At 64.5% G+C, this 17,969-nt stretch carries 17 protein-coding genes; 12 read left to right on the forward strand and 5 right to left on the reverse strand.

The features are described 5' to 3' along the window. Positions 1–44 precede the first annotated feature (44 nt). The 11 genes from HTS88_RS15230 to HTS88_RS15280 all read left to right on the forward strand — a co-directional run bounded on the left by HTS88_RS15230 (position 45) and on the right by HTS88_RS15280 (position 10,358). Positions 45–743: a ThuA domain-containing protein gene (locus HTS88_RS15230; protein ID WP_174179792.1), complete on the forward strand. Its 699-nt coding sequence runs from the start codon at positions 45–47 to the stop codon at positions 741–743. Continuing rightward, positions 728–1,852, forward strand: a complete 1,125-nt coding sequence (locus HTS88_RS15235) for a Gfo/Idh/MocA family protein (RefSeq protein WP_174179794.1) — start codon at positions 728–730, stop codon at positions 1,850–1,852. The genes HTS88_RS15230 and HTS88_RS15235 overlap by 16 nt, the downstream gene beginning before the upstream one ends. Positions 1,853–1,854: 2 nt before the next feature. Further along, a complete protein-coding gene (locus HTS88_RS15240) occupies positions 1,855–2,853 on the forward strand; it encodes a sugar phosphate isomerase/epimerase family protein (RefSeq protein WP_174179796.1) in 999 nt (332 codons plus the stop codon). Positions 2,854–2,900: 47 nt separating this feature from the next. Next, on the forward strand, positions 2,901–4,670 hold the full coding sequence (locus HTS88_RS15245; RefSeq protein WP_174179798.1) for a dihydroxyacetone kinase family protein: 1,770 nt from the start codon (positions 2,901–2,903) through the stop codon (positions 4,668–4,670). Further along, a complete protein-coding gene (locus HTS88_RS15250; RefSeq protein ID WP_174179800.1) occupies positions 4,667–5,155 on the forward strand; it encodes a ribose-5-phosphate isomerase in 489 nt (162 codons plus the stop codon). The genes HTS88_RS15245 and HTS88_RS15250 overlap by 4 nt, the downstream gene beginning before the upstream one ends. A 2-nt stretch (positions 5,156–5,157) precedes the next feature. After that, a complete protein-coding gene (locus HTS88_RS15255; RefSeq protein ID WP_174179802.1) occupies positions 5,158–6,159 on the forward strand; it encodes a 3-hydroxyacyl-CoA dehydrogenase family protein in 1,002 nt (333 codons plus the stop codon). Between the two features lie 113 nt (positions 6,160–6,272). Then, positions 6,273–6,488 carry a hypothetical protein gene (locus HTS88_RS15260; protein WP_174179804.1) on the forward strand — a complete coding sequence of 72 codons (216 nt, stop codon included), beginning with the start codon at positions 6,273–6,275 and terminating at the stop codon, positions 6,486–6,488. A 319-nt stretch (positions 6,489–6,807) separates the two neighbouring features. Further along, positions 6,808–7,914: a tyrosine-type recombinase/integrase gene (locus HTS88_RS15265; RefSeq protein WP_174179807.1), complete on the forward strand. Its 1,107-nt coding sequence runs from the start codon at positions 6,808–6,810 to the stop codon at positions 7,912–7,914. Beyond that, entirely contained in the window at positions 7,908–8,246 is a 339-nt protein-coding gene (locus HTS88_RS15270; RefSeq protein WP_217432637.1) for a helix-turn-helix domain-containing protein, read from the forward strand. The genes HTS88_RS15265 and HTS88_RS15270 overlap by 7 nt, the downstream gene beginning before the upstream one ends. Positions 8,247–8,811: 565 nt before the next feature. Next, positions 8,812–9,753, forward strand: a complete 942-nt coding sequence (locus tag HTS88_RS22200; protein ID WP_246256356.1) for a recombinase XerD — start codon at positions 8,812–8,814, stop codon at positions 9,751–9,753. 77 nt (positions 9,754–9,830) lie between these two features. Continuing rightward, positions 9,831–10,358 carry a hypothetical protein gene (locus HTS88_RS15280; RefSeq protein ID WP_174179811.1) on the forward strand — a complete coding sequence of 176 codons (528 nt, stop codon included), beginning with the start codon at positions 9,831–9,833 and terminating at the stop codon, positions 10,356–10,358. 215 nt (positions 10,359–10,573) lie between these two features. Here the strand turns inward: HTS88_RS15280 and HTS88_RS15285 are convergent, their stop codons facing one another. The 5 genes from HTS88_RS15285 to HTS88_RS15305 form a co-directional block, all read right to left on the reverse strand. After that, a complete protein-coding gene (locus HTS88_RS15285; protein ID WP_229748557.1) occupies positions 10,574–10,807 on the reverse strand; it encodes a hypothetical protein in 234 nt (77 codons plus the stop codon). Between the two features lie 388 nt (positions 10,808–11,195). After that, positions 11,196–12,677, reverse strand: a complete 1,482-nt coding sequence (locus HTS88_RS15290; protein WP_174179813.1) for an NAD-dependent succinate-semialdehyde dehydrogenase — start codon at positions 12,675–12,677, stop codon at positions 11,196–11,198. A 54-nt stretch (positions 12,678–12,731) separates the two neighbouring features. After that, entirely contained in the window at positions 12,732–13,055 is a 324-nt protein-coding gene (locus HTS88_RS15295) for an NIPSNAP family protein (protein ID WP_174179815.1), read from the reverse strand. A gap of 114 nt (positions 13,056–13,169) precedes the next feature. Next, positions 13,170–14,297 (reverse strand): alcohol dehydrogenase catalytic domain-containing protein, encoded by a 1,128-nt coding sequence (locus tag HTS88_RS15300; protein ID WP_174179817.1) that lies wholly within the window; start codon positions 14,295–14,297, stop codon positions 13,170–13,172. Positions 14,298–14,753: 456 nt separating this feature from the next. Continuing rightward, the gene (locus HTS88_RS15305) at positions 14,754–15,569 is read right to left on the reverse strand and encodes an N-acyl homoserine lactonase family protein (protein WP_229748556.1); all 816 of its coding nucleotides are present in this window, start codon (positions 15,567–15,569) and stop codon (positions 14,754–14,756) included. Positions 15,570–15,732: 163 nt separating this feature from the next. Between HTS88_RS15305 and HTS88_RS15310 the strand changes: the two genes are divergently transcribed. After that, positions 15,733–17,640: a helix-turn-helix domain-containing protein gene (locus HTS88_RS15310; RefSeq protein ID WP_174179819.1), complete on the forward strand. Its 1,908-nt coding sequence runs from the start codon at positions 15,733–15,735 to the stop codon at positions 17,638–17,640. Positions 17,641–17,969: the final 329 nt, after the last annotated feature.

Consider the following 17,969-nt stretch of genomic DNA (forward strand, 5'->3'; position numbering starts at 1 on the left):
TTTCCGGCCCCGGCCGGCAGCCAAACAAAAAGGAAACCCCCGACATGACAGAACGCAAGAACGCCCTGGTGGTCCGCGGCGGCTGGGACGGCCACCAGCCGTACGAGGCCACGGACCTCTTCATCCCCTACCTCAAGGACAACGGCTACGACGTCCGCGTCGAGGAATCCCCCAAGGTCTACGCCGACGCCGAATACATGGCAGGAGTGGACCTGATTATGCAGTGCATGACCATGACCACCATCGAAAAGGACGAGTTCGCCGGGCTGCGGACCGCCGTCGAAAACGGCACGGGCCTGGCCGGCTGGCACGGCGGCATCGCCGATTCCTACCGCAACAACTCCGACTACCTGCACCTGATCGGCGGCCAGTTCGCCTGCCACCCCGGCAAGCACCCGGACGAGTGCGTCGGCGAGCAGTCGGACAACTACGTTCCGTACACGGTCAACATGCTCCCGGCCGCCGCGGAGCACCCCATCACTAAGGGCATCTCCGACTTCGACCTGGTCACCGAGCAGTACTGGGTGCTCTCCGACGACTACATCGACGTCCTGGCCACCACCACCCAGAAGGTCCGCGAATGGGACCCCTGGAACCGCGAAGTCACCTCACCGGCCATCTGGACCCGCCAGTGGGGCAAGGGCCGCATCTTCGTTGCCACCCCCGGCCACCGGGTCGACATCCTCCAGGACACCAACGTCCGCACCATCATCGAAAGGGGCCTGCTGTGGGCAAGCCGTTGAAAGTCGGAATCATTGGCTGCGGAGCCATCATCGCGCAGTACCTGGCGAACTTCCGCAAACTCGGACAGATCGACCTGGTGGCCGTGGCGGACCTGGACCCCGCACGCGCCCAGGCGGTGGCGGATGACTACGATGGCGTCCGCGCCATCTCCGTCGAGGAACTCCTCGCCGCGGACGACGTCGAACTGGTCCTGAACCTGACCATTCCCGCCGCCCACGCCGACGTGGCGCTGAAGGCCATCGCCGCCGGGAAGAGCGTGTACGGCGAGAAGCCGCTTGCCGCCACCACTGCCGAGGCACGCCAGGTGCTGGACGCGGCCCGCGAGGCGGGCGTCGCCGTCGGCTGCGCTCCTGACACGGTGCTCGGCACCGGCATCCAGACAGCGCGCAAGGCGATCGACGACGGACTGATCGGCGCACCCGTCTCGGCGAGCGCCACGATGGTGACCCCGGGCCACGAACGGTGGCACCCCAACCCGGACTTCTACTACCAGCCCGGCGGCGGACCCCTCCTGGACATGGGCCCGTACTACGTGACCGCCCTGGTCACCCTGCTGGGCCCGGTGGTCTCGGTCATCGGCGCGGCAAGCCACACCCGCAACGAACGCACCATCGGCTCCGGACCCCGGCAGGGCGAGAAGGTCCCCGTCAACATCGATTCCCATGTCACCGGTGTCCTGGTGCACGCCTCCGGTGCGCTCTCCACCCTGTTCATGAGCTTCGACGCCGTGAAGTCCAAGTCGCCCAACATCGAGATCCACGGCGAGCGCGGCTCCCTGGTGGTCCCGGACCCCAACCACTTCGACGGCGACGTCCAGCTGTTTTCCCTCGGGGCCGAGGACTGGGAAACCCTTCCGGTGTCCGCCGGGTACGTTGACTCCGGGCGCGGCTTCGGCATAGCGGACCTGGCGTCCACTCCTGCGGGGACCGAGCCCCGGGCAGGCGGGGCCATGGCCTACCACGCCCTCGAGGTCATGGAATCGGTCCTCGAATCAGCCCACAGCGGCGCAGCGGTAGCCATCCGCAGCACCGTTGAGCGGCCGGCGGGCGTCGAACTGGCCGTTCTGGCGGAGGAACTGGACAGGCTCCAGACCCAGGAAGCGGTCTAGGCATGGCCTACGCCGCCGAGAACTGGCCCATTACCGCGGCCATGCTGCCCTTCCCGGGCACCAGCGCGCAGGGAACCCACATCAACGACGCCGATCCGTCCGCCTGGGCGGCGGTGCTGACCGAGGTCAAGGAGGCCGGGTTCGCCAACGCGGACCTGACGGACAGTTGGGTCCGCCCGGGCGACCTGAGCCCTGACCGGCTGGCTGAGTTCAAACAGACGGCACAGGACGTGGGCATCGGCACCCCTGCCGTCTCCGCCATCCGCCGCAGCGTCATTGACAGGCGGAACTGGGAAGCCAACCTGGCGTACAGCCACCGGACCATTGACGCGGCGGCGGAGCTGGGCTGCGAGGTTGTCTCCTTTGGACTCCACCAGGCCATCACGCCGGAGCAGCAGAAACAGCTGTGGTTCTGGACGGTTGAAGGGCACAAGGACCCCGAGGGAGACCGGGAAACCTGGGGCAACGCCGTCACCCGCCTCCGGGAACTCGGCCGCCACGCCGCCGAGGTGGGCCTCCTGCTCTCACTCGAGATGTACGAGGACACCTACCTGGGCACCGCAGATTCGTCCGTGCGCCTTGTCCAGGACATTGGACTCCCGAATGTGGGCCTCAACCCGGACCTTGGGAACCTGATCCGGCTGCACCGGCCGGTGGAGGACTGGCGGGAACTGGTGGCCAAAACGCTCCCGTACGCCAACTTCTGGCACATGAAGAACTACCTCCGCGACGAGGACGCGTCCCGGGACATGTATGTGGCGATGCCGTCTCCCATGGAGAGCGGCCTCATCAACTACCGGGAGGCCTTCAAGGTGGCCCTGGCAGCCGGGTTCCAGGGCATCCTGTGCACCGAGCACTACGGCGGGGACGGCCTGAGTGTCTCCGCCAGCAACCAGGACTACCTCCGCCGGCATGTCCTCCCCAAGACCGATGGATACGCCCTGGGCAGCAGCCAGGTGGCCCAGGGCCGGCAGCAGCCGGCGCAGCCCGCCCGCGTGTAACCGCTGCACCACCGCCTGTCCCAACCCAAGGATTCGATGAGGAAACCATGACCCAGATCTTTGACAACCCCGCAGACTTTGCGGAGGAGGCACTGGACGGCCTGGTGGCAGCCAACCGCGGCTACGTGGCCAGGGTGGACGGCGGCGTTGTCCGCTCCACCGAGGTGCCCGCCGGCCAGGTGGCCGTGGTGGTGGGCGGCGGCTCCGGCCATTACCCGGCCTTCGCCGGCCTGGTGGGTCCCGGCCTCGCCGCAGGCGCCGTGTGCGGCAACATCTTCACGTCGCCGTCCGCCGGGCAGGCGTACCGGGTGGCCAAGGCGGCCAACGCCGGCGGCGGAGTGCTGTTCAGCTACGGCAATTACGCCGGGGACGTGATCCACTTCGGCGAGGCGCAGCAGCGCCTCAACGCCGAAGGCATCGAGACCCGCACCGTTTTGGTCACGGATGACATCGCCAGCGCCCCGCTGGACCAGATCGAGAAACGCCGCGGAATCGCCGGGGACCTGACGGTCTTCAAGATCGCCGGCGCCGCAGCCGAAGCGGGACTGGACCTGGACGGCGTCGAACGGCTTGCCGTGCTGGCCAACCACCGCACGCGGTCCCTCGGCGTGGCGTTCGACGGCTGCACCCTGCCGGGCGCTGCCGAACCGCTGTTCCACGTGCCGGCCGGCGGGATGTCGCTCGGGCTGGGCATCCATGGCGAACCCGGAATCTCGGACCACCCCATGCCCACGGCGTCCGAACTGGCCGAACTGCTGGTTTCCGGCCTGCTCCGGGACAAGCCCGATGATGCGGGGAACCGTGTGGTGGCCATCCTCAACGGACTAGGCCGGGTGAAGTACGAGGAACTGTTCCTGCTGTTCGGCAAGATCGACAAGCTCCTCACCGCCGCCGGCCTGACCATCGTGGAGCCGGAATGCGGCGAGCTGGTCACCAGCCTGGACATGTCCGGCCTGTCCCTCACGCTGCTGTGGCTGGACGACGAACTGGAGCGCTACTGGACAGCCCCGGCCGACACCCCCGGGTACCGCAAGGGCAGTATGGCGCCGCGGGCACGCCGGGAAGTGGCCGCACCGGAGGGTGCCCTGGCCGCTGAGGGGGAAGATACGACGGCGGCAGCAGCCGGGCTGGGCCGGCTGGCAGCCGCCGTGCTCGCCCAGGCGAGGGACGCCGTCGTCGACCATGAACGCGAACTGGGCAGGCTGGATGCCATTGCCGGCGACGGCGACCATGGCGTCGGCATGCGCCGGGGCGTGGACGCCGCGGTGGCGGCGGCCGGCGAAGCTGTTGGCGCGGGACTTTCGGTTCACCGCGTCCTCACCGCGGCAGGCGAAGCGTGGAGTGAGCGCGCCGGCGGCACGTCGGGGGCGCTCTGGGGATCGGCCCTGGCGGCGGCCGGGCGGGCCCTCGGCAACCAGGACTCGTACAGCGGCGGGGACGCGGCGGCCGCCGTGACCGCCTTCGCGGACGCTGTTACCACCCTGGGCAAGGCCGATGTGGGCGACAAGACCATGGTGGATGCACTGCTTCCCTTCCGGAACGCCTTCGTTGCGGCGTTCGACGGCGGCACGCCAGTGACCGGGGCGCTGGCCTCCGCGGTGACCGCCGCCCGGCAGGCGGCCGACGCCACCGCATCCCTGCGCCCACTGAAGGGGAGGGCGCGGCCGCTGGCCGAAAAGAGCCTGGGCCACCCGGATCCGGGAGCGGTGTCCTTTGCGCTGATCGCCACCCGGGTCTCTGATTACTTCGAGTCTTCACCACCCCTGTCCTCTCGCAGGGCGGCCGCTGTGGCTGCCGGGCATGGAGCCCAGGCATGAGCGCCGGCGCTGCGGAAGGATGGCGGATCGTCATCGGAAACGACGAGGCCGGCGTCGAGTACAAGGACGCGCTGAAGGCGATGCTCGAGGCTGACAGCCGCGTTGCGTCCGTCCTGGACGTGGGCGTTGGTGCCGGCGACACCACCGCGTACCCGCACGTCGCCGTCGACGCCGCCCGCAAGGTGGCCCAGGGCGAGGCGGACCGCGCCCTGCTGATCTGCGGCACCGGGCTGGGCGTGGCCATCGCGGCCAACAAGGTCCCTGGAATCCGGGCAGTCACGGCCCACGACGGGTACTCGGTGGAGCGCTCGGTGCTGAGCAACAACGCACAGGTCCTCACCATGGGCCAGCGCGTCATCGGCCTGGAACTGGCCAAGAAACTGGTGGGCGAGTGGCTCGGCTACCGGTTTGACGAGGCCTCGGCCTCCGCCGCGAAGGTGGACGCCATCTGCTCCTACGAACCCGAACCCACGAAAGCAGTCTGATCATGACCGAAAATTCATCCCACCCAACTATCGGTTCCAGCTCTGGCGCTCCCGGGGCCCGGAAGATCGCCATCGTGGGCTCCGGCTACATGGGCGGCGGGATCGCGCAGGTCCTGGCCTTGGGAGGTGCCCGCGTGGCTCTTTCCGATGTGTCCGCCGAGGTGGCCCAGGGAAACTACGACCGGCTCCTGGTTGAGTCCGACCAGTTCGTGTCCGATGGGCTGTTCCCTGCCGGTTCCACCGAGATCCTGAAACAGAACCTGTGGGCCGCGAAGGACATCGAGGAGGCCGTGGCGGACGCGGACTTCATCGAGGAGGCCGTCCCCGAAATCCTGGCCGTCAAGCACCAGACGCTGGCCCGCATCAGCGCCGCGGCCCGCCCGGACGCCATCATCGGCTCCAACACCTCCACCATTTCCATCGCCGAACTGTCCGCGCCCGTCAGCAACCCGGAACGGTTCCTGGGCGTGCATTTCTCGAACCCGTCGCCCTTCATTCCCGGTGTGGAGATCATCCCGCACGCCGGCACGTCCACCGCCACCGTGGGCGCGGTCCGCGAGCTGGTCCATGCCGCCGGCAAGCAGACTGCCGTGGTCAAGGACACCACCGGTTTTGTGTTGAACCGGCTGCAGTATGCGCTGTTCCACGAGGCGGCGCAGCTGGTGGAGCAGGGCATTGCGACGGCGGACGACGTGGACACCCTGGTGCGCACCACGTTCGGCTTCCGGCTGCCGTTCTTCGGGCCGTTCGCCATTGCCGACATGGCCGGGCTGGACGTGTACAACTTCTGCTACAAGTCCCTGCAGAAGGAGTTCCCGGAACGGTTCGCCACCCCTAAAGTCCTGAGCGACCTGGTGGAGGCCGGGAAGCTGGGCACCAAGACCGGCGCCGGCTTCCTCAACGTGCCCGCGGAGCGCACCCCCGAGCTGATCGCCTACCGCAACAAGGCGTACGTGGCCATGCAGAAACTGCTTGATGAGCTGGGGCCGGCGCCTATTGGGTGAGGTGGCGCTCTTGCTGTTGCTGAGTGCTCGTGGTGTGGATCGATTTAGAATCCAAGTCGATCCACACCCGTAAGAGCTGAATGGTACTCTGCCGTCGAAGAGGGAAAGATTCAGTGTCCGACGAAAGTTACGGAAAGCCTCATCCCTCCGCCGGTTCGGTCTACGAAACCGACCAGGAAGTCATCGAAGAGGCCGTGCGGCGGCTGCGTGAACTGGATGACACTCCCCTGCATCAGATGACCCCACTGTTCTATCAACACGGGTACGAGGAGCTGCGCATGATGATCAGTGAGCTGCTTCGCATCCTGGGAAGTAATCCGAGGGGTTAGCGGCAGGGCCGAAAGGGCGAAAGATTTGGCAGCCGATAACCGACGTTATGTAAGGCTGTACTCTGCGTATTGCATCAGATGAATCAATTGTGCGATCCCCCGGGACCAGCAAGGAGTTCTCTAACTTCCTTGAGATTCCGCGGAATTTGCGGCCTGACGGCTTTGATGTGCCGCGGCCCAAGCGCTCCTGAGGGCTGCAACGCCGAATCTCGAAGAGGCCAATACAAGCGTTTGACCTGCGGTTTTGTGCTGATGATGCATTTGATGAATCATTGATTCAGGATTTGAGCACAAACTTCGATGGAACTGTGGGGCGAAAATGGCGGTCGACGCGTCCGGGCGTGTGCTGCAGCTGAGCACTGTTCAGCTGCTGCATCCCGAGGAACAGACGCTTGAGGACATGCTGACCGGGTGGCGCAACCAGCAGCTCTCCAGGAACCTCCAGTTCGACACGATCAACAAGGGAATCGCAAGTGTCCGCCGGTTCGTCAACCATGTGAACGAGTTCCCCTGGAACTGGGCACCGGAGCATGTCGAGGAGTATTTCGGTGACCTCCGCTCGATCCACCAGCTGAAGCACTCCACCGTCCGCGGCTACCAGTCGACGCTCCGCCGGTTCACGTCATACGTGTCGAACCCCGACTACGGCTGGGACCAGGTCTGCGAACAGCGCTTCGGCACACACCCGTCTCAGGTCTTCTTTGACTGGAACACCGCCTCCCACACGCAGGAGTACGAAGGACGCGCCTCCAAGCGGCCGTTCACAAAGACGGAACTGCAGATGCTGTTCGATCACGCCGACGACCAGGTCGAACTCATCGCCGCCTCAGGCAAGAAAGGCTGGCAGGCAGCCTACCGGGACGCCGTCATGCTGAAAGTCGCCTACTCATGCGGGCTCAGATTCAACGAGCTCCGGCACCTGCAAACCATCGACTTTGCGGCCAACCCCCAAGCACGAAGGTTCGGCAAGGCAGGCGTCTGCAAGGTCCGGTTCGGCAAATCACGCAAGGGCTCCCCGCACAAACCCCGCAGCGTCCTGACGGTCTTCGACTGGACCGCCGGCGTTATCGAGGACTGGCTCGCCAACGGACGCGGCACGCTCGACACCCTGGACCTGTTCCCCAGCGAACGCGGCGGCCTGATCTGTGAATCCACCCTGCTGCGCCGGCTCCGACGTTACCTGGCCGAGCTGGGCCTGCCGCTGGATGGCCTGGACCTGCACTCGCTCCGGCGCTCCTATGCAACGCACCTGCTGGAGGACGGATGGGATCCTAGATTCGTGCAACATCAGATGGGCCACGAACACGCCTCAACCACCGGGATCTACCAGTTCGTCAGCGACGACTTCCGCAACGCGACCCTCCGGGCGGCGCTGGACCGCACCATGGATGAAGTCCTGGGCGTGCAGATGAGGGGTCAATGGTGAGACGCGAAGTCGAATACAAATGGCGGCTCTCTGAGCTCATGGCAGCGCGGGGACTGCACAACACCACGGACCTCATCCCCCTGCTGGCCGAGCGCGGCATCACCTTGTCCCGGCCACAGGTCTACCGGCTCGTCAACCAGAAACCCGAACGCGTTGCGCTGCAGGTCATCGCGGCGATCTGCGACATCTTCTCCTGCGGACCCGAGGACCTCATCACCGTCACAGCCGCCGACGTCCGCGCCCGCAAGACAGGAACCAGCGCCCCCAACGTCGTTGACCTGAACCGCACCGTCAGACCACGACGGGCACGCATCATCGACGATGACCACTGACAAACCCGAAGGCCTCAGCCCCCGCAGCACCAGCCGCGGCCGGCCCCGCACCACCGGGACCGCGACGTGCGCACGTTGCGGCCGGGCCGCCGGCCGAACACGCGCCACCTGGCCCGAAGGCCGAATCTGCGGGCCCTGCTTCACCGCCGCCACCCGCACCACCGGGACCTGTCCGGATTGCGGCCAGCACAGACTTCTACCCGGACCACCGGACAGCAGCGGAGGGCCCCGCTGCGCGCCCTGCGCCGGCATCCTCCATGACTTTCACTGCACCCGCTGCAATGTTGAAGGTGAGTTCTACCGACGCGGTATCTGCGCCCGCTGCGCCCTCCGGGAGGACCTCAATGAGCAACTGCTGACAGAATCTTCCGACCCCGAAACAGCCAGCAGAATTGTCGATGTCCTCTGCAAAGCAGACCGGCCTGAAAGCATCATCACGTGGAAACGCTCCCCCAAAGTCCAAGCCCTCCTCCGCTCTCTATCGAGCGGGGAGACTCCGCTGACACGCGAAGGGCTCGATGCCGCAGCTGAGTCAGCGAACCGCGAAGCCAATCACCTGCGCGCCTTGTTCATTCATCACGGACTCCTCCCCTACCAGGACCCGTATTTGGCCCGGTTCGAGACCTGGGTTGACGACAAGCTCCGCGACTTGTCCGAGGAGGTCGCCAAACCCGTCGCGCAGTTCGCCACCTGGCATCACCTCCGGCGCATCCGATCCATGACAACACCGGAGAAGAGCGCTCAGGCCCCGGTGCACTCCGCCAAACAGGAGATCACGGAAACCGTGAAGTTCCTGGACTGGCTCTGGGCTACCCACCAGCGGACCGCGGCGAACTGCACCCAGCAAGACATCGAAACCTGGCTCGCAACCGGTCCCACGACCAGGAAAGCCGTCCGCACCTTCATCGTCTTCATCAAGAACACCGGCACAAACCACCGAGTGGACATGGGCCACTACACAGCCAAGACCCGCCCCGCGATCACCCAGGACCAGCGCGTGGCCTGGCTCCGGGAACTGCTTACAGGCACCAGCGAGTCCCTGACCTACCGAGTCGCCGGCATCCTGCTGCTTCTCTACGCCCAGCCGCTCGTTCGGGTCGCCAAACTCCGGACCGATGCTATCGAAACCAATGAAAGCACCGGCAACATGTGGATCACCTTCGGCCCGCATCCAGTGCCCATTCCCGAACCTTTCGCCGACTTGCTTCGAGAGCACCTTAAAGGCCGTCCGAATCTCAGAACAGGATCAGACGCACAAAGCCCTTGGCTCTTCCCGGGGACCCGGGCCGGACAACCACTTCACCCAAACGGCATCATGGATAGGCTCCGCAGCCTGGGCATCGACCTGCGCGGCGCACGAAACACTGCCCTGGACGAACAGCTGTTAGTCTCACCGCCACCACTGGTCGCCGACGCCCTCGGCTACAGCCATCAAATCGCGTTCCTCCACGCCGACGCAGCAGGCGACGCCTGGTCCCGCTACGTCAACCTCCGAACCAAACCATGACCTTCCCGCCGCAGCTCGGGCCACGACTACACGCACTTTCCTCCGCCACGACTGTCAGCCTGCGCTAGGCTCACCCCATGACGGCGCATGGCCAGTTCCAAGGAGATCGAGCCCGCACGCCCGAAGAGGAGAAGTTCCTGAAGGAGCTCGCTCGCGGCATCGCCGGCTGGCCCCCGACGAACCCCAAGCTTGATTCCTTTAAAGTGTTCGCACGCATCAAACCGCTAGTCGTGATTCTGGACGTCCCTGGTATCGAGACGCCGGACGCGTGCACACTTCAGGTTGCGTACTGGCACGACGGACCCAGCGGCCGCACTTTGGAAGGTGAATGGGGAGATAGCCACGTCTTGGACAACCATGTCTACGACGGAGATGGCCTCACAATTATCGGCTTGGAGGAAGCGCCGGATACCTACGGCCACTTCGCAGCCAACTGGATGGAACGTCAGCTTAAACGCCCCGTGGAACGGCTTGATTGGCTACAGGGTGGACAGGCCAAGGAGTCAACATGGCGCCTGCAAGACTCGGGAAAAATAATTGCCCGAAGTGGCCGGTCGTTGCGCCTTCCCTCCAAACAACCCGATCGCGTGCTCAAAGTTCGGTAGGGAGATTGGCTCTTCGGCTGCTATTTCCACTGACCAAGCGGCCCTACCGCAGGATGAATACGCTCACTTTGAATCCGCAGGGATGCCAGTAGGAGCACGGACGGGCTGGTTGGCTGGGTTCGGGTTTGCCAAGCAGAACTCAACTGACGCCTCTCACCTGACAAAGTGCAGGGCAGGACCCCGCCGCCAACTTGTGCTCCACGACGTGGCGTAGATCAGGCAGGGGTCGATCCGATGCCGGCGCTGCTAACCCGGCCGATCTTAAGATCAGCCATGTCCAGCAAGCGCCGCCCGCCGGTCAGTTCGTCCATGATCCAGAACAGGCCGTGATCCGGGACCCTTTCGGTCACGCGCCCGCGGTGGACGAGGGAGCCCTTGTACCGGGCGGCGATGAGATCCCCGGCAGCGAGGTCATGGCAGGTATCAACAGTCTCTTCATTCATGGTCATGAGTCGCATCCTTTCCGAAGCGTTCCGCTCTCACAGAGTGCACGTTCAAGGTTGCACGAAAGTTTCCGCCGCAGGGTTTCTTCGTACTCACGTACGACCCAACTTCCCCAGTCCCGCTCCATTGGGCCGTAATGAGACCTCGCGACAACACGGTCGACTTGGCAATGCGGGCATTTGCTCTCTTCCGGTTTTGCTGCACTGACCATCGCAGGGGGAATAGTGCCGCTCCTCATCTGACCCCCTTGGTCCGGCTCAGAAGCGGCTTACAGACAAGTCCACTTTGCGGGGCGCCGGGGCAACCCGTGACTCCGGCAGGATGACGACGGAGCGCCTGTGCCAGAATCCTCGGGGTGGCAGGGGCGGTCATTTTCCCATTGGCTGCTGACGACTAGCCGGCGTAGGGGTCGGCGATGCCGATGTACTGGGTGTAGAGGTATTCCTCGATGCCCTCGAGGCCTCCTTCGCGGCCCAGGCCGGACTGCTTGACCCCGCCGAAGGGGGCCGCGGCGTTGGAGACCACGCCGGCGTTCAGGCCCAGCATGCCGGTCTCGAGGCGTTCGCCCATCCGGATGCCCCGGTTGAGGTCCTTTGTGAAGACGTAGGCGACGAGTCCGTACTCGGTGTTGTTCGCCAGCCGGACCGCCTCGTCCTCGGTTGAGAAGGTGATGATCGGCGCGACCGGTCCGAAGATTTCCTCGGACAGGATCCGGGTGCCTTCGGTGACGCCCTTGAGGATCGTGGGCTGGTAGAAGTAGCCCGGGCCCTCGACGGCGGCGCCGCCGATCACCGCGACCGCACCCGCGGCCACGGCGTCGGTGACGAGCTCGTGGACCTTGTCGCGGCTCTTCGCGTCGATCAGGGGGCCCACCTTGGACTCCGCCTCGGTGCCCCGGGCCGTGGTCATGCCGGACATCTTCGCGGCGAACTTCTCCGCGAACTCGTCGGCGACGGAGTCGTGCACGATGAACCGGTTCGCCGCGGTGCAGGCCTCGCCCATGTTCCGCAGCTTCGCCAGCATTGCCCCGGCGACGGCGGCGTCGACGTCGGCGTCTTCAAAGACCACGAACGGGGCGTTGCCGCCGAGCTCCATCGAGGTCCGCAGCACGTTTTCGGAGGCGTCCGCGAGCAGCCGGCGGCCGACCTCGGTGGAGCCGGTGAAGGAAAGCTTGCGCAGCCTCGAGTCCTTGATCAGCGGCCCCGTCGTGGCACCGGCGGTGGACGTCGGGATCACGTTCAGCACCCCCGCCGGCAGCCCGGCCTCCATCATCACGGCGGCGAACAGCTGGGAGGTCAGCGGCGTCAGGTTCGCAGACTTCAGCACCATGGTGCAGCCCGCGGCGACGGCGGGGGCGACCTTGCGCGTTGCCATGGCCAGCGGGAAGTTCCATGGCGTGATCAGCAGGCACGGGCCCACCGGCTTCTTCGTCACCAGCAGGCGGGACTTCCCGTCCGGGGACACCGAGTAGCGGCCGAAGGCCCGCACGGCCTCTTCGGAGAACCAGCGCAGGAACTCCGCGCCGTAGGTGACCTCGCCGCGGGCCTCTGCCAGGGGCTTGCCCATCTCCAGGGTCATCAGCAGCGCGAAGTCCTCCGCGCGGGCCGTGACCATCTCGAAGGCCCGGCGCAGGATCTCCCCGCGCTCACGGGCCGGGACCTTCGCCCAGGACTCCTGCGCGGCGGCCGCCGCGTCCAGGGCGGCCGCCCCGTCCTCGGGCCCGGCGTCGGCGATGCTCAGCAGCACCTTCCCCGTCGAGGGGTCCTCCACCTCGAAGGTCTTCCCGGACACGGCCGGACGCCACCGGCCATCAATCAGCAGACCCGTCGGCACCGAGGCCAGCAGCTCGGCCTCACGCTGGGGAGTTGTTGTCATTGTTGTCTCCTAAGATCTTGACACCGGAGTGGGTCGTCGGCGGTGAGCCCTGTTCTACTGTGCGGGGCCAAGCGGCGAAAAATCCGTGGCGGTCAGGTACAGGGATGAGATGTTGTCGGTGAGTTCGCCATTCGCGACGGATGCTGCGCGCGCAGCCACCCACCTGGGATCGGTTTTAAACCCTTCCCAGTTTGATTCGGGGTCGCCCTCATGTCGCACCAGATAAATCAGGGTGTCCGGGTCTTCGTCGGATATCCAGTAGCCGATAGCTTGGATGCCGTGGTCGGGGAAAAGCCTGGTCGTGTGGGTGCGGAAGCGCTCCAGAAGCGCTCCCATCTTTCCCGCCGCGGCGTTGTAGGTCCGGAGCTCGAATGTCACGGTCGGTTTCCTGTCGTTGATGGCCGCAGAGGACTGGTGGCATCCCAATACCGGCCACCGGCAGGAGGGGGGACCTGCCGGTGACCGGTGTCGTTTTTGCCGGGACTGAGCCCTCTAGCTGGCGTGGTCGTGATCGGTGTTGAACATGATGACCTGTCGGACTGCTTTCCCGTCAGCCAACTGGTCCATGGCCTGGTTGATATCGGCCAGGGCGATGCGGGTGGTGATGAGTTCTTCGACGGGTAGCTTTCCCTCCCGCCAGAGCTGGGCATATTTCGGGATGTCTCGCGACGGTACGGCGGATCCGAGATAGCTGCCGATGATCGTCCGGGCTTCGGCGGTGATGGTCATGGGCGGGATCTGCGCGCGGGCGTCCGGTGAGGGCAGTCCAGCAGTGATGGTCGTTCCGCCTACCGCGGTTGCGGCAAATGCAGTTTCGAAGGCCTTCGGATTACCCGCGCATTCGATGACGTATTTGGCCTTTATTCCCTGCTCGAGCACCTGCTGTGGGGTGTAGGTTTCGTGGGCGCCGAGGCGGCGGGCGTGCTCTAGTTTCTCTTCGAGCGTGTCCACGGCGACGATGCGCGAGACGCTTTGGGAGACAGCCGTGATCAGCGCGGCCATGCCGACGCCACCAAGGCCGACGATCATGATGCTGTCTTCAGGTTTGGGGCGCGCTGCGTTCAGCACGGCGCCGCCGCCGGTAAGGACGGCGCACCCAAGAACGGCGGCAATATCCGGGGGAACGTCATCCGCGACGGGTACGGCGGAGGCCCTGTCCACGACGGCATGGGTGGCGAAGCCTGAAACGCCGAGGTGATGGAAGATTCTCTCGCCGTCCCGGGTGAGGTGCATGGATCCATGCAGCAAGACACCTTCACCGTTGGCTTTGGAGCCTTCGCTGCAGGGCAACCGGCCATCTTCGGCACAGTTGGCGCACTGCTCGCACCTGGGGAGGAAAGACATGACCACACGTTGGCCCGGCCGCAAGTCGTCGACTTCCGAGCCGACCTCCACAACACGTCCTGCCGCTTCGTGTCCGAGCAGCATGGGGACTGGGCGAACCCGGTTACCGTCGACAACGCTCAAATCCGAGTGACAGATCCCTGCGGCTTCGAGCCGCACGAGGATTTCGGTGGGCCCGGGGTCTCCGAGCTCCAGCTCGGAGATGGTGATAGGCCGGGATTCGCTGAAGGGGCGGGGACGGCCGATTTCTTCAAGAACTGCGCCGGTGATCTTCATTTGTCCGCTTCTTTTCGGTCTGTCTGTTTACTTTGTCCAGCCCCATTCCGCGGAGGCGCCGCGGGTTTGAAGGTTGCTTCCGCAACTTGACTTGCCAGAGGGTCTCCAGCTCTCAAGGGGGCGTTCGCGAATACTCCTTCGTGGGCGAGGACGGGTCTGCGGTCCCCGGCCAGTTCCGGGTATTTTTCTTCGAGCTTTTCCCGTTTGGACATCAACCCATGCCATCCGCGAACCGTCTCCGGGTCTCCCCGCCGGATTCCGTGCCACGTGTTGGGCATCTGTTCGCGGGAGGGACCAGGGTCTGCGGTGCCGGACAGCCTCACGGCCGCCGGAACCCTGCCTGTCGCAGCGCCGCATTCACGACAGGGCGGTGTGTCGTCGAACATCGACTGCAGGGCGGCTTCGAAGCGGTGGCCGTCGGCGCATTTCACGTCGTAAAGGATCATGGCCCGCCGCTTAGGAGTAATAACCGTCGGGCGCGAACTTGAGCGTTTTTCGCTGCTCCGGATCATGGCCGAAAATGACATCCGCGTTGGTGCGTTCGGCAATGCCGCGCAGCTTTTCCACGGATTCGAGCCACTTAAGGTTGTCCCATACGATCGCGGCGCCGACAGCGGGCGGACCCCAGCTGGCTCCGAGATAGACGGCGTCGGAGGTGAAGATCTTGGTGCCATCGTTGGGAAGATCGACCTGCAGCGACATGGTGCCCCAGGTGTGGCCAGGGGTGGCGATCACACTCACACCCGGAAGGATCTCTGCGTCGCCGGCAACCGGTTCCAGGTTAAGACCATCGAAGTCCGAAACCAGGTGAGCGCCCTGGAAGGCGCCGGAGATGCCCTTGACGCCCTCGATTTCATCGATGCTGGCGATAATCCGGGTCTTGCCGTTGTCGAACATTTTCGCGTTCGCCGCGTGGTCGAAATGAAGATGCGAAAGGACCAGGATATCGATGTCGCTCGGTTCCAGTTCCAGCTCGGCCAGTGCCGAATCAAGGTAGCCCGGACCGGAGGGGTCTTCCTTGACAGGAAAGAAGTCCTGGAACCCTGTTGGCGCCCAGCGCGTCTCCCAATCGCGGGGCACTCCCGTGTCCCAGAGCACCCGACCTTCGGGATGCTCGATGAGCACCGCGTGGGTGGGGCAATCACCCCAGGCCGGAGGTGCGCTCTTGTGGTTGCGGTCCATGATTGTTGTCCCGCCTTTGAGCAACAGCCAGGTGTGATCGGTCTCCATCACCCCGCTGGAGAGTACATGCAGTTTCATATCGTCGCCCATGACGATCCTTTCTGTAGGGAATCCGTTTCATCGAGACTATGGGCTGCGCCACACGCTACCTATATCGCTTATGACTATTGTTCGAAGAGAAAGTTGTGCTTGGTGCACATGCATCTTGTACCGTGATCGGAAGATAGGGACGAGGCCCACAAGTATGAAGACCATGGGTATATGGCTGGAGCGCATCGAAGCAGGGATTACTGATGAAAGCCTGGCGAAGGCGTTGCAAGAGGCGCTCGACAGGCATGAAGTAACCGACAGCGCAGCACGGGCTGCCCTGAGCATCAATGCCCGGCTCCGTGAGCGGCGACAACGCGAGGACCTGCTCCGGGCGCTCCATGACACCGCGACGGATCTGACGGGAATCAGGGACGTTGAGGCGGTTTTGCTGGCGATCGTGAAGCGCACCCGCATCCTCGCCGGAAGCGACATGGCGTACATCAGTCTTAACGACTACGAACGACACGAGACGTACATCAGGAAATCCGATGGCGTTGCCACAGAGGATTACCGAACCATCCGGATGCCGATTGGAACCGGCGTGTTGGGGAAAGCCGCAGCCGGGCTCTCGCCGTATCAGACCGAGGACTACCTCACCGACCTCGCCATCTCGCATCTGCCGCATATCGACAACATCGTCGGCAAAGAGGGAGTGCGCGCGATACTCGGGGTTCCGTTGCACCTTTACGGCAAGGTCATCGGCGCACTTCTTATCGCGGACAGGATGCCCCGGGTATACGGGCCGGAGCTCGTTGACCTGGTGGATGCGATCGGCAAGCATGCCGCCGTCGCGATCGACAATGCGCAGCGCTTCGCGGAAGCCACCTCCGCCCTGCAACGGCTGGGAAACGAAAACCGCACCCGGCTCGAAGAGATGGGCGGCCTTCAGAGACTCATCGACCTCGACGAACGATTCATTGAGGTCGTGGTCCGCGGGAGCGGCCTTGAAGGATTTGCCGCCCTCTCCCGGCAGATCCTGGGCACAGACATACTGGTACTCGATCCTGCTAACGGCATCCTGCAGGAAGAGCCCCTGGAATCGCTGCATCCGGGTACCGCCCCGCTTGGTGCACTGCTCAGAGGCGCGGGTGAGCAAGCGACGTTCGAATCGACTGTTGCCCAAGCGGTGGCCACCGGGCGCCCACACATCTTCGTCACCAATAATGAAGAACTGGTCCTGGTCCCAGCCCAAGCAGGCCCGAAGCATTTGGCCACCCTCGTCGCCCGCGGCCCGCTGAACGGAAGCCAACGCTCCATCGCCGAAAGACTGGCAGTCTTCCTCACAGTCCTACGGCTCTTTGACCAGGCCACACACGATTCGGCGCAACGGCTTCAGTTCGAAGTCCTCGATGACCTCCTCTCTGACCGAGACGTCCCACTGGACCTCATCCAGCAAAGGACTGCACGCTTTGGAGTACGGCCCAACGGAGAAATGACGGTCGCCGTCTTCGATTCCGCCGGCGCAGACTACGCCCGCGTCGAGAAAACCATCCGTGAGGGCCTTGGCCCGGCAAAGGCACTTATCGCCCGCCGAGGATCCCGCATATGTGTCCTGGTCTCCGGCAGCAAAACCCTCACCGAAGCGGTGATGGCCAAACTGAAGGAAAGTGGAATTCCCGCCACCGCCGGACACGCCAGCACTACCGACGGACTGGCCGGTGTAAAAAGGGCGAACCATCAGGCTGAACTAGCCTTGTCCAGCCTGCTGGTCCTGGAACGACGCGGCGAGCTCCTGGACGGAGACCAGCTCGGGCATTTGGGACTGCTGCTCGCCGCCGTCCACTCCACCGGAGCCCAAGAGAGCCTCTACTCACAGATCCAGCCGCTCATCGACCACGACAGTGAACACAACACCAAACTGACCCGGACAGCCTGGACGTTCCTGGAAGCACACCACAACCTGGCACGAACTGCTGAAAGCCTCTTCATCCACCGCAACACCGTCAAACAGCGCCTCGAACGCATCGCTCTCCTGCTCGGCGAAGACTGGCTCGACGCCACACGTCAACTCGACAACCATCTGACCCTCAGGATCTGGCACCTGAAAACCACCGGCAATGCATCCCGCTAAGGCATTGCATCCCGCTAACATGTCACCGACGCTCTATTCCCCACTTAGCGTAGAGAACAGCATGCCTGGATTCCGTTCCTGCGAGCGAGCCCGGGCCAGGTCTTCTCTACGAGGAACCAGCCCGGCAAGAGAGCCCCCACGGCGGCAGGACTCTGAAGCACTCGGACATTAACCTGTGCAGCCACACATAGGAGTGCCCACAATTATGGTTCGTCACACCTATGCCCACTCTGCTGCACCGACAACACTGAATGTAGCGATTGCGGTCACCGATGACGCAAGAAATTGGCAAAGGAGCTAACTCAATGAGTACCCATACCGGCAGGCGG

Origin of the sequence: Pseudarthrobacter oxydans (assembly GCF_013314975.1) — a bacterium.
GTDB classification, from domain to species: Bacteria; Actinomycetota; Actinomycetes; order Actinomycetales; family Micrococcaceae; genus Arthrobacter; species Arthrobacter oxydans.

Bases quoted from the DNA above. Each gene is read 5' to 3' on its own strand.
- HTS88_RS15230 (WP_174179792.1), top strand. From the start codon at position 45: ATGACAGAACGCAAGAACGCCCTGGTGGTCCGCGGCGGCTGGGACGGC.
- HTS88_RS15240 (WP_174179796.1), top strand. From the start codon at position 1,855: ATGGCCTACGCCGCCGAGAACTGGCCCATTACCGCGGCCATGCTGCCC.
- HTS88_RS15245 (WP_174179798.1), top strand. From the start codon at position 2,901: ATGACCCAGATCTTTGACAACCCCGCAGACTTTGCGGAGGAGGCACTG.
- HTS88_RS15250 (WP_174179800.1), top strand. From the start codon at position 4,667: ATGAGCGCCGGCGCTGCGGAAGGATGGCGGATCGTCATCGGAAACGAC.
- HTS88_RS15255 (WP_174179802.1), top strand. From the start codon at position 5,158: ATGACCGAAAATTCATCCCACCCAACTATCGGTTCCAGCTCTGGCGCT.
- HTS88_RS15265 (WP_174179807.1), top strand. From the start codon at position 6,808: ATGGCGGTCGACGCGTCCGGGCGTGTGCTGCAGCTGAGCACTGTTCAG.
- HTS88_RS15270 (WP_217432637.1), top strand. From the start codon at position 7,908: ATGGTGAGACGCGAAGTCGAATACAAATGGCGGCTCTCTGAGCTCATG.
- HTS88_RS15280 (WP_174179811.1), top strand. From the start codon at position 9,831: ATGACGGCGCATGGCCAGTTCCAAGGAGATCGAGCCCGCACGCCCGAA.
- HTS88_RS15285 (WP_229748557.1), bottom strand. From the start codon at position 10,807: ATGACCATGAATGAAGAGACTGTTGATACCTGCCATGACCTCGCTGCC.
- HTS88_RS15290 (WP_174179813.1), bottom strand. From the start codon at position 12,677: ATGACAACAACTCCCCAGCGTGAGGCCGAGCTGCTGGCCTCGGTGCCG.
- HTS88_RS15300 (WP_174179817.1), bottom strand. From the start codon at position 14,297: ATGAAGATCACCGGCGCAGTTCTTGAAGAAATCGGCCGTCCCCGCCCC.
- HTS88_RS15305 (WP_229748556.1), bottom strand. From the start codon at position 15,569: ATGGGCGACGATATGAAACTGCATGTACTCTCCAGCGGGGTGATGGAG.
- HTS88_RS15310 (WP_174179819.1), top strand. From the start codon at position 15,733: ATGGGTATATGGCTGGAGCGCATCGAAGCAGGGATTACTGATGAAAGC.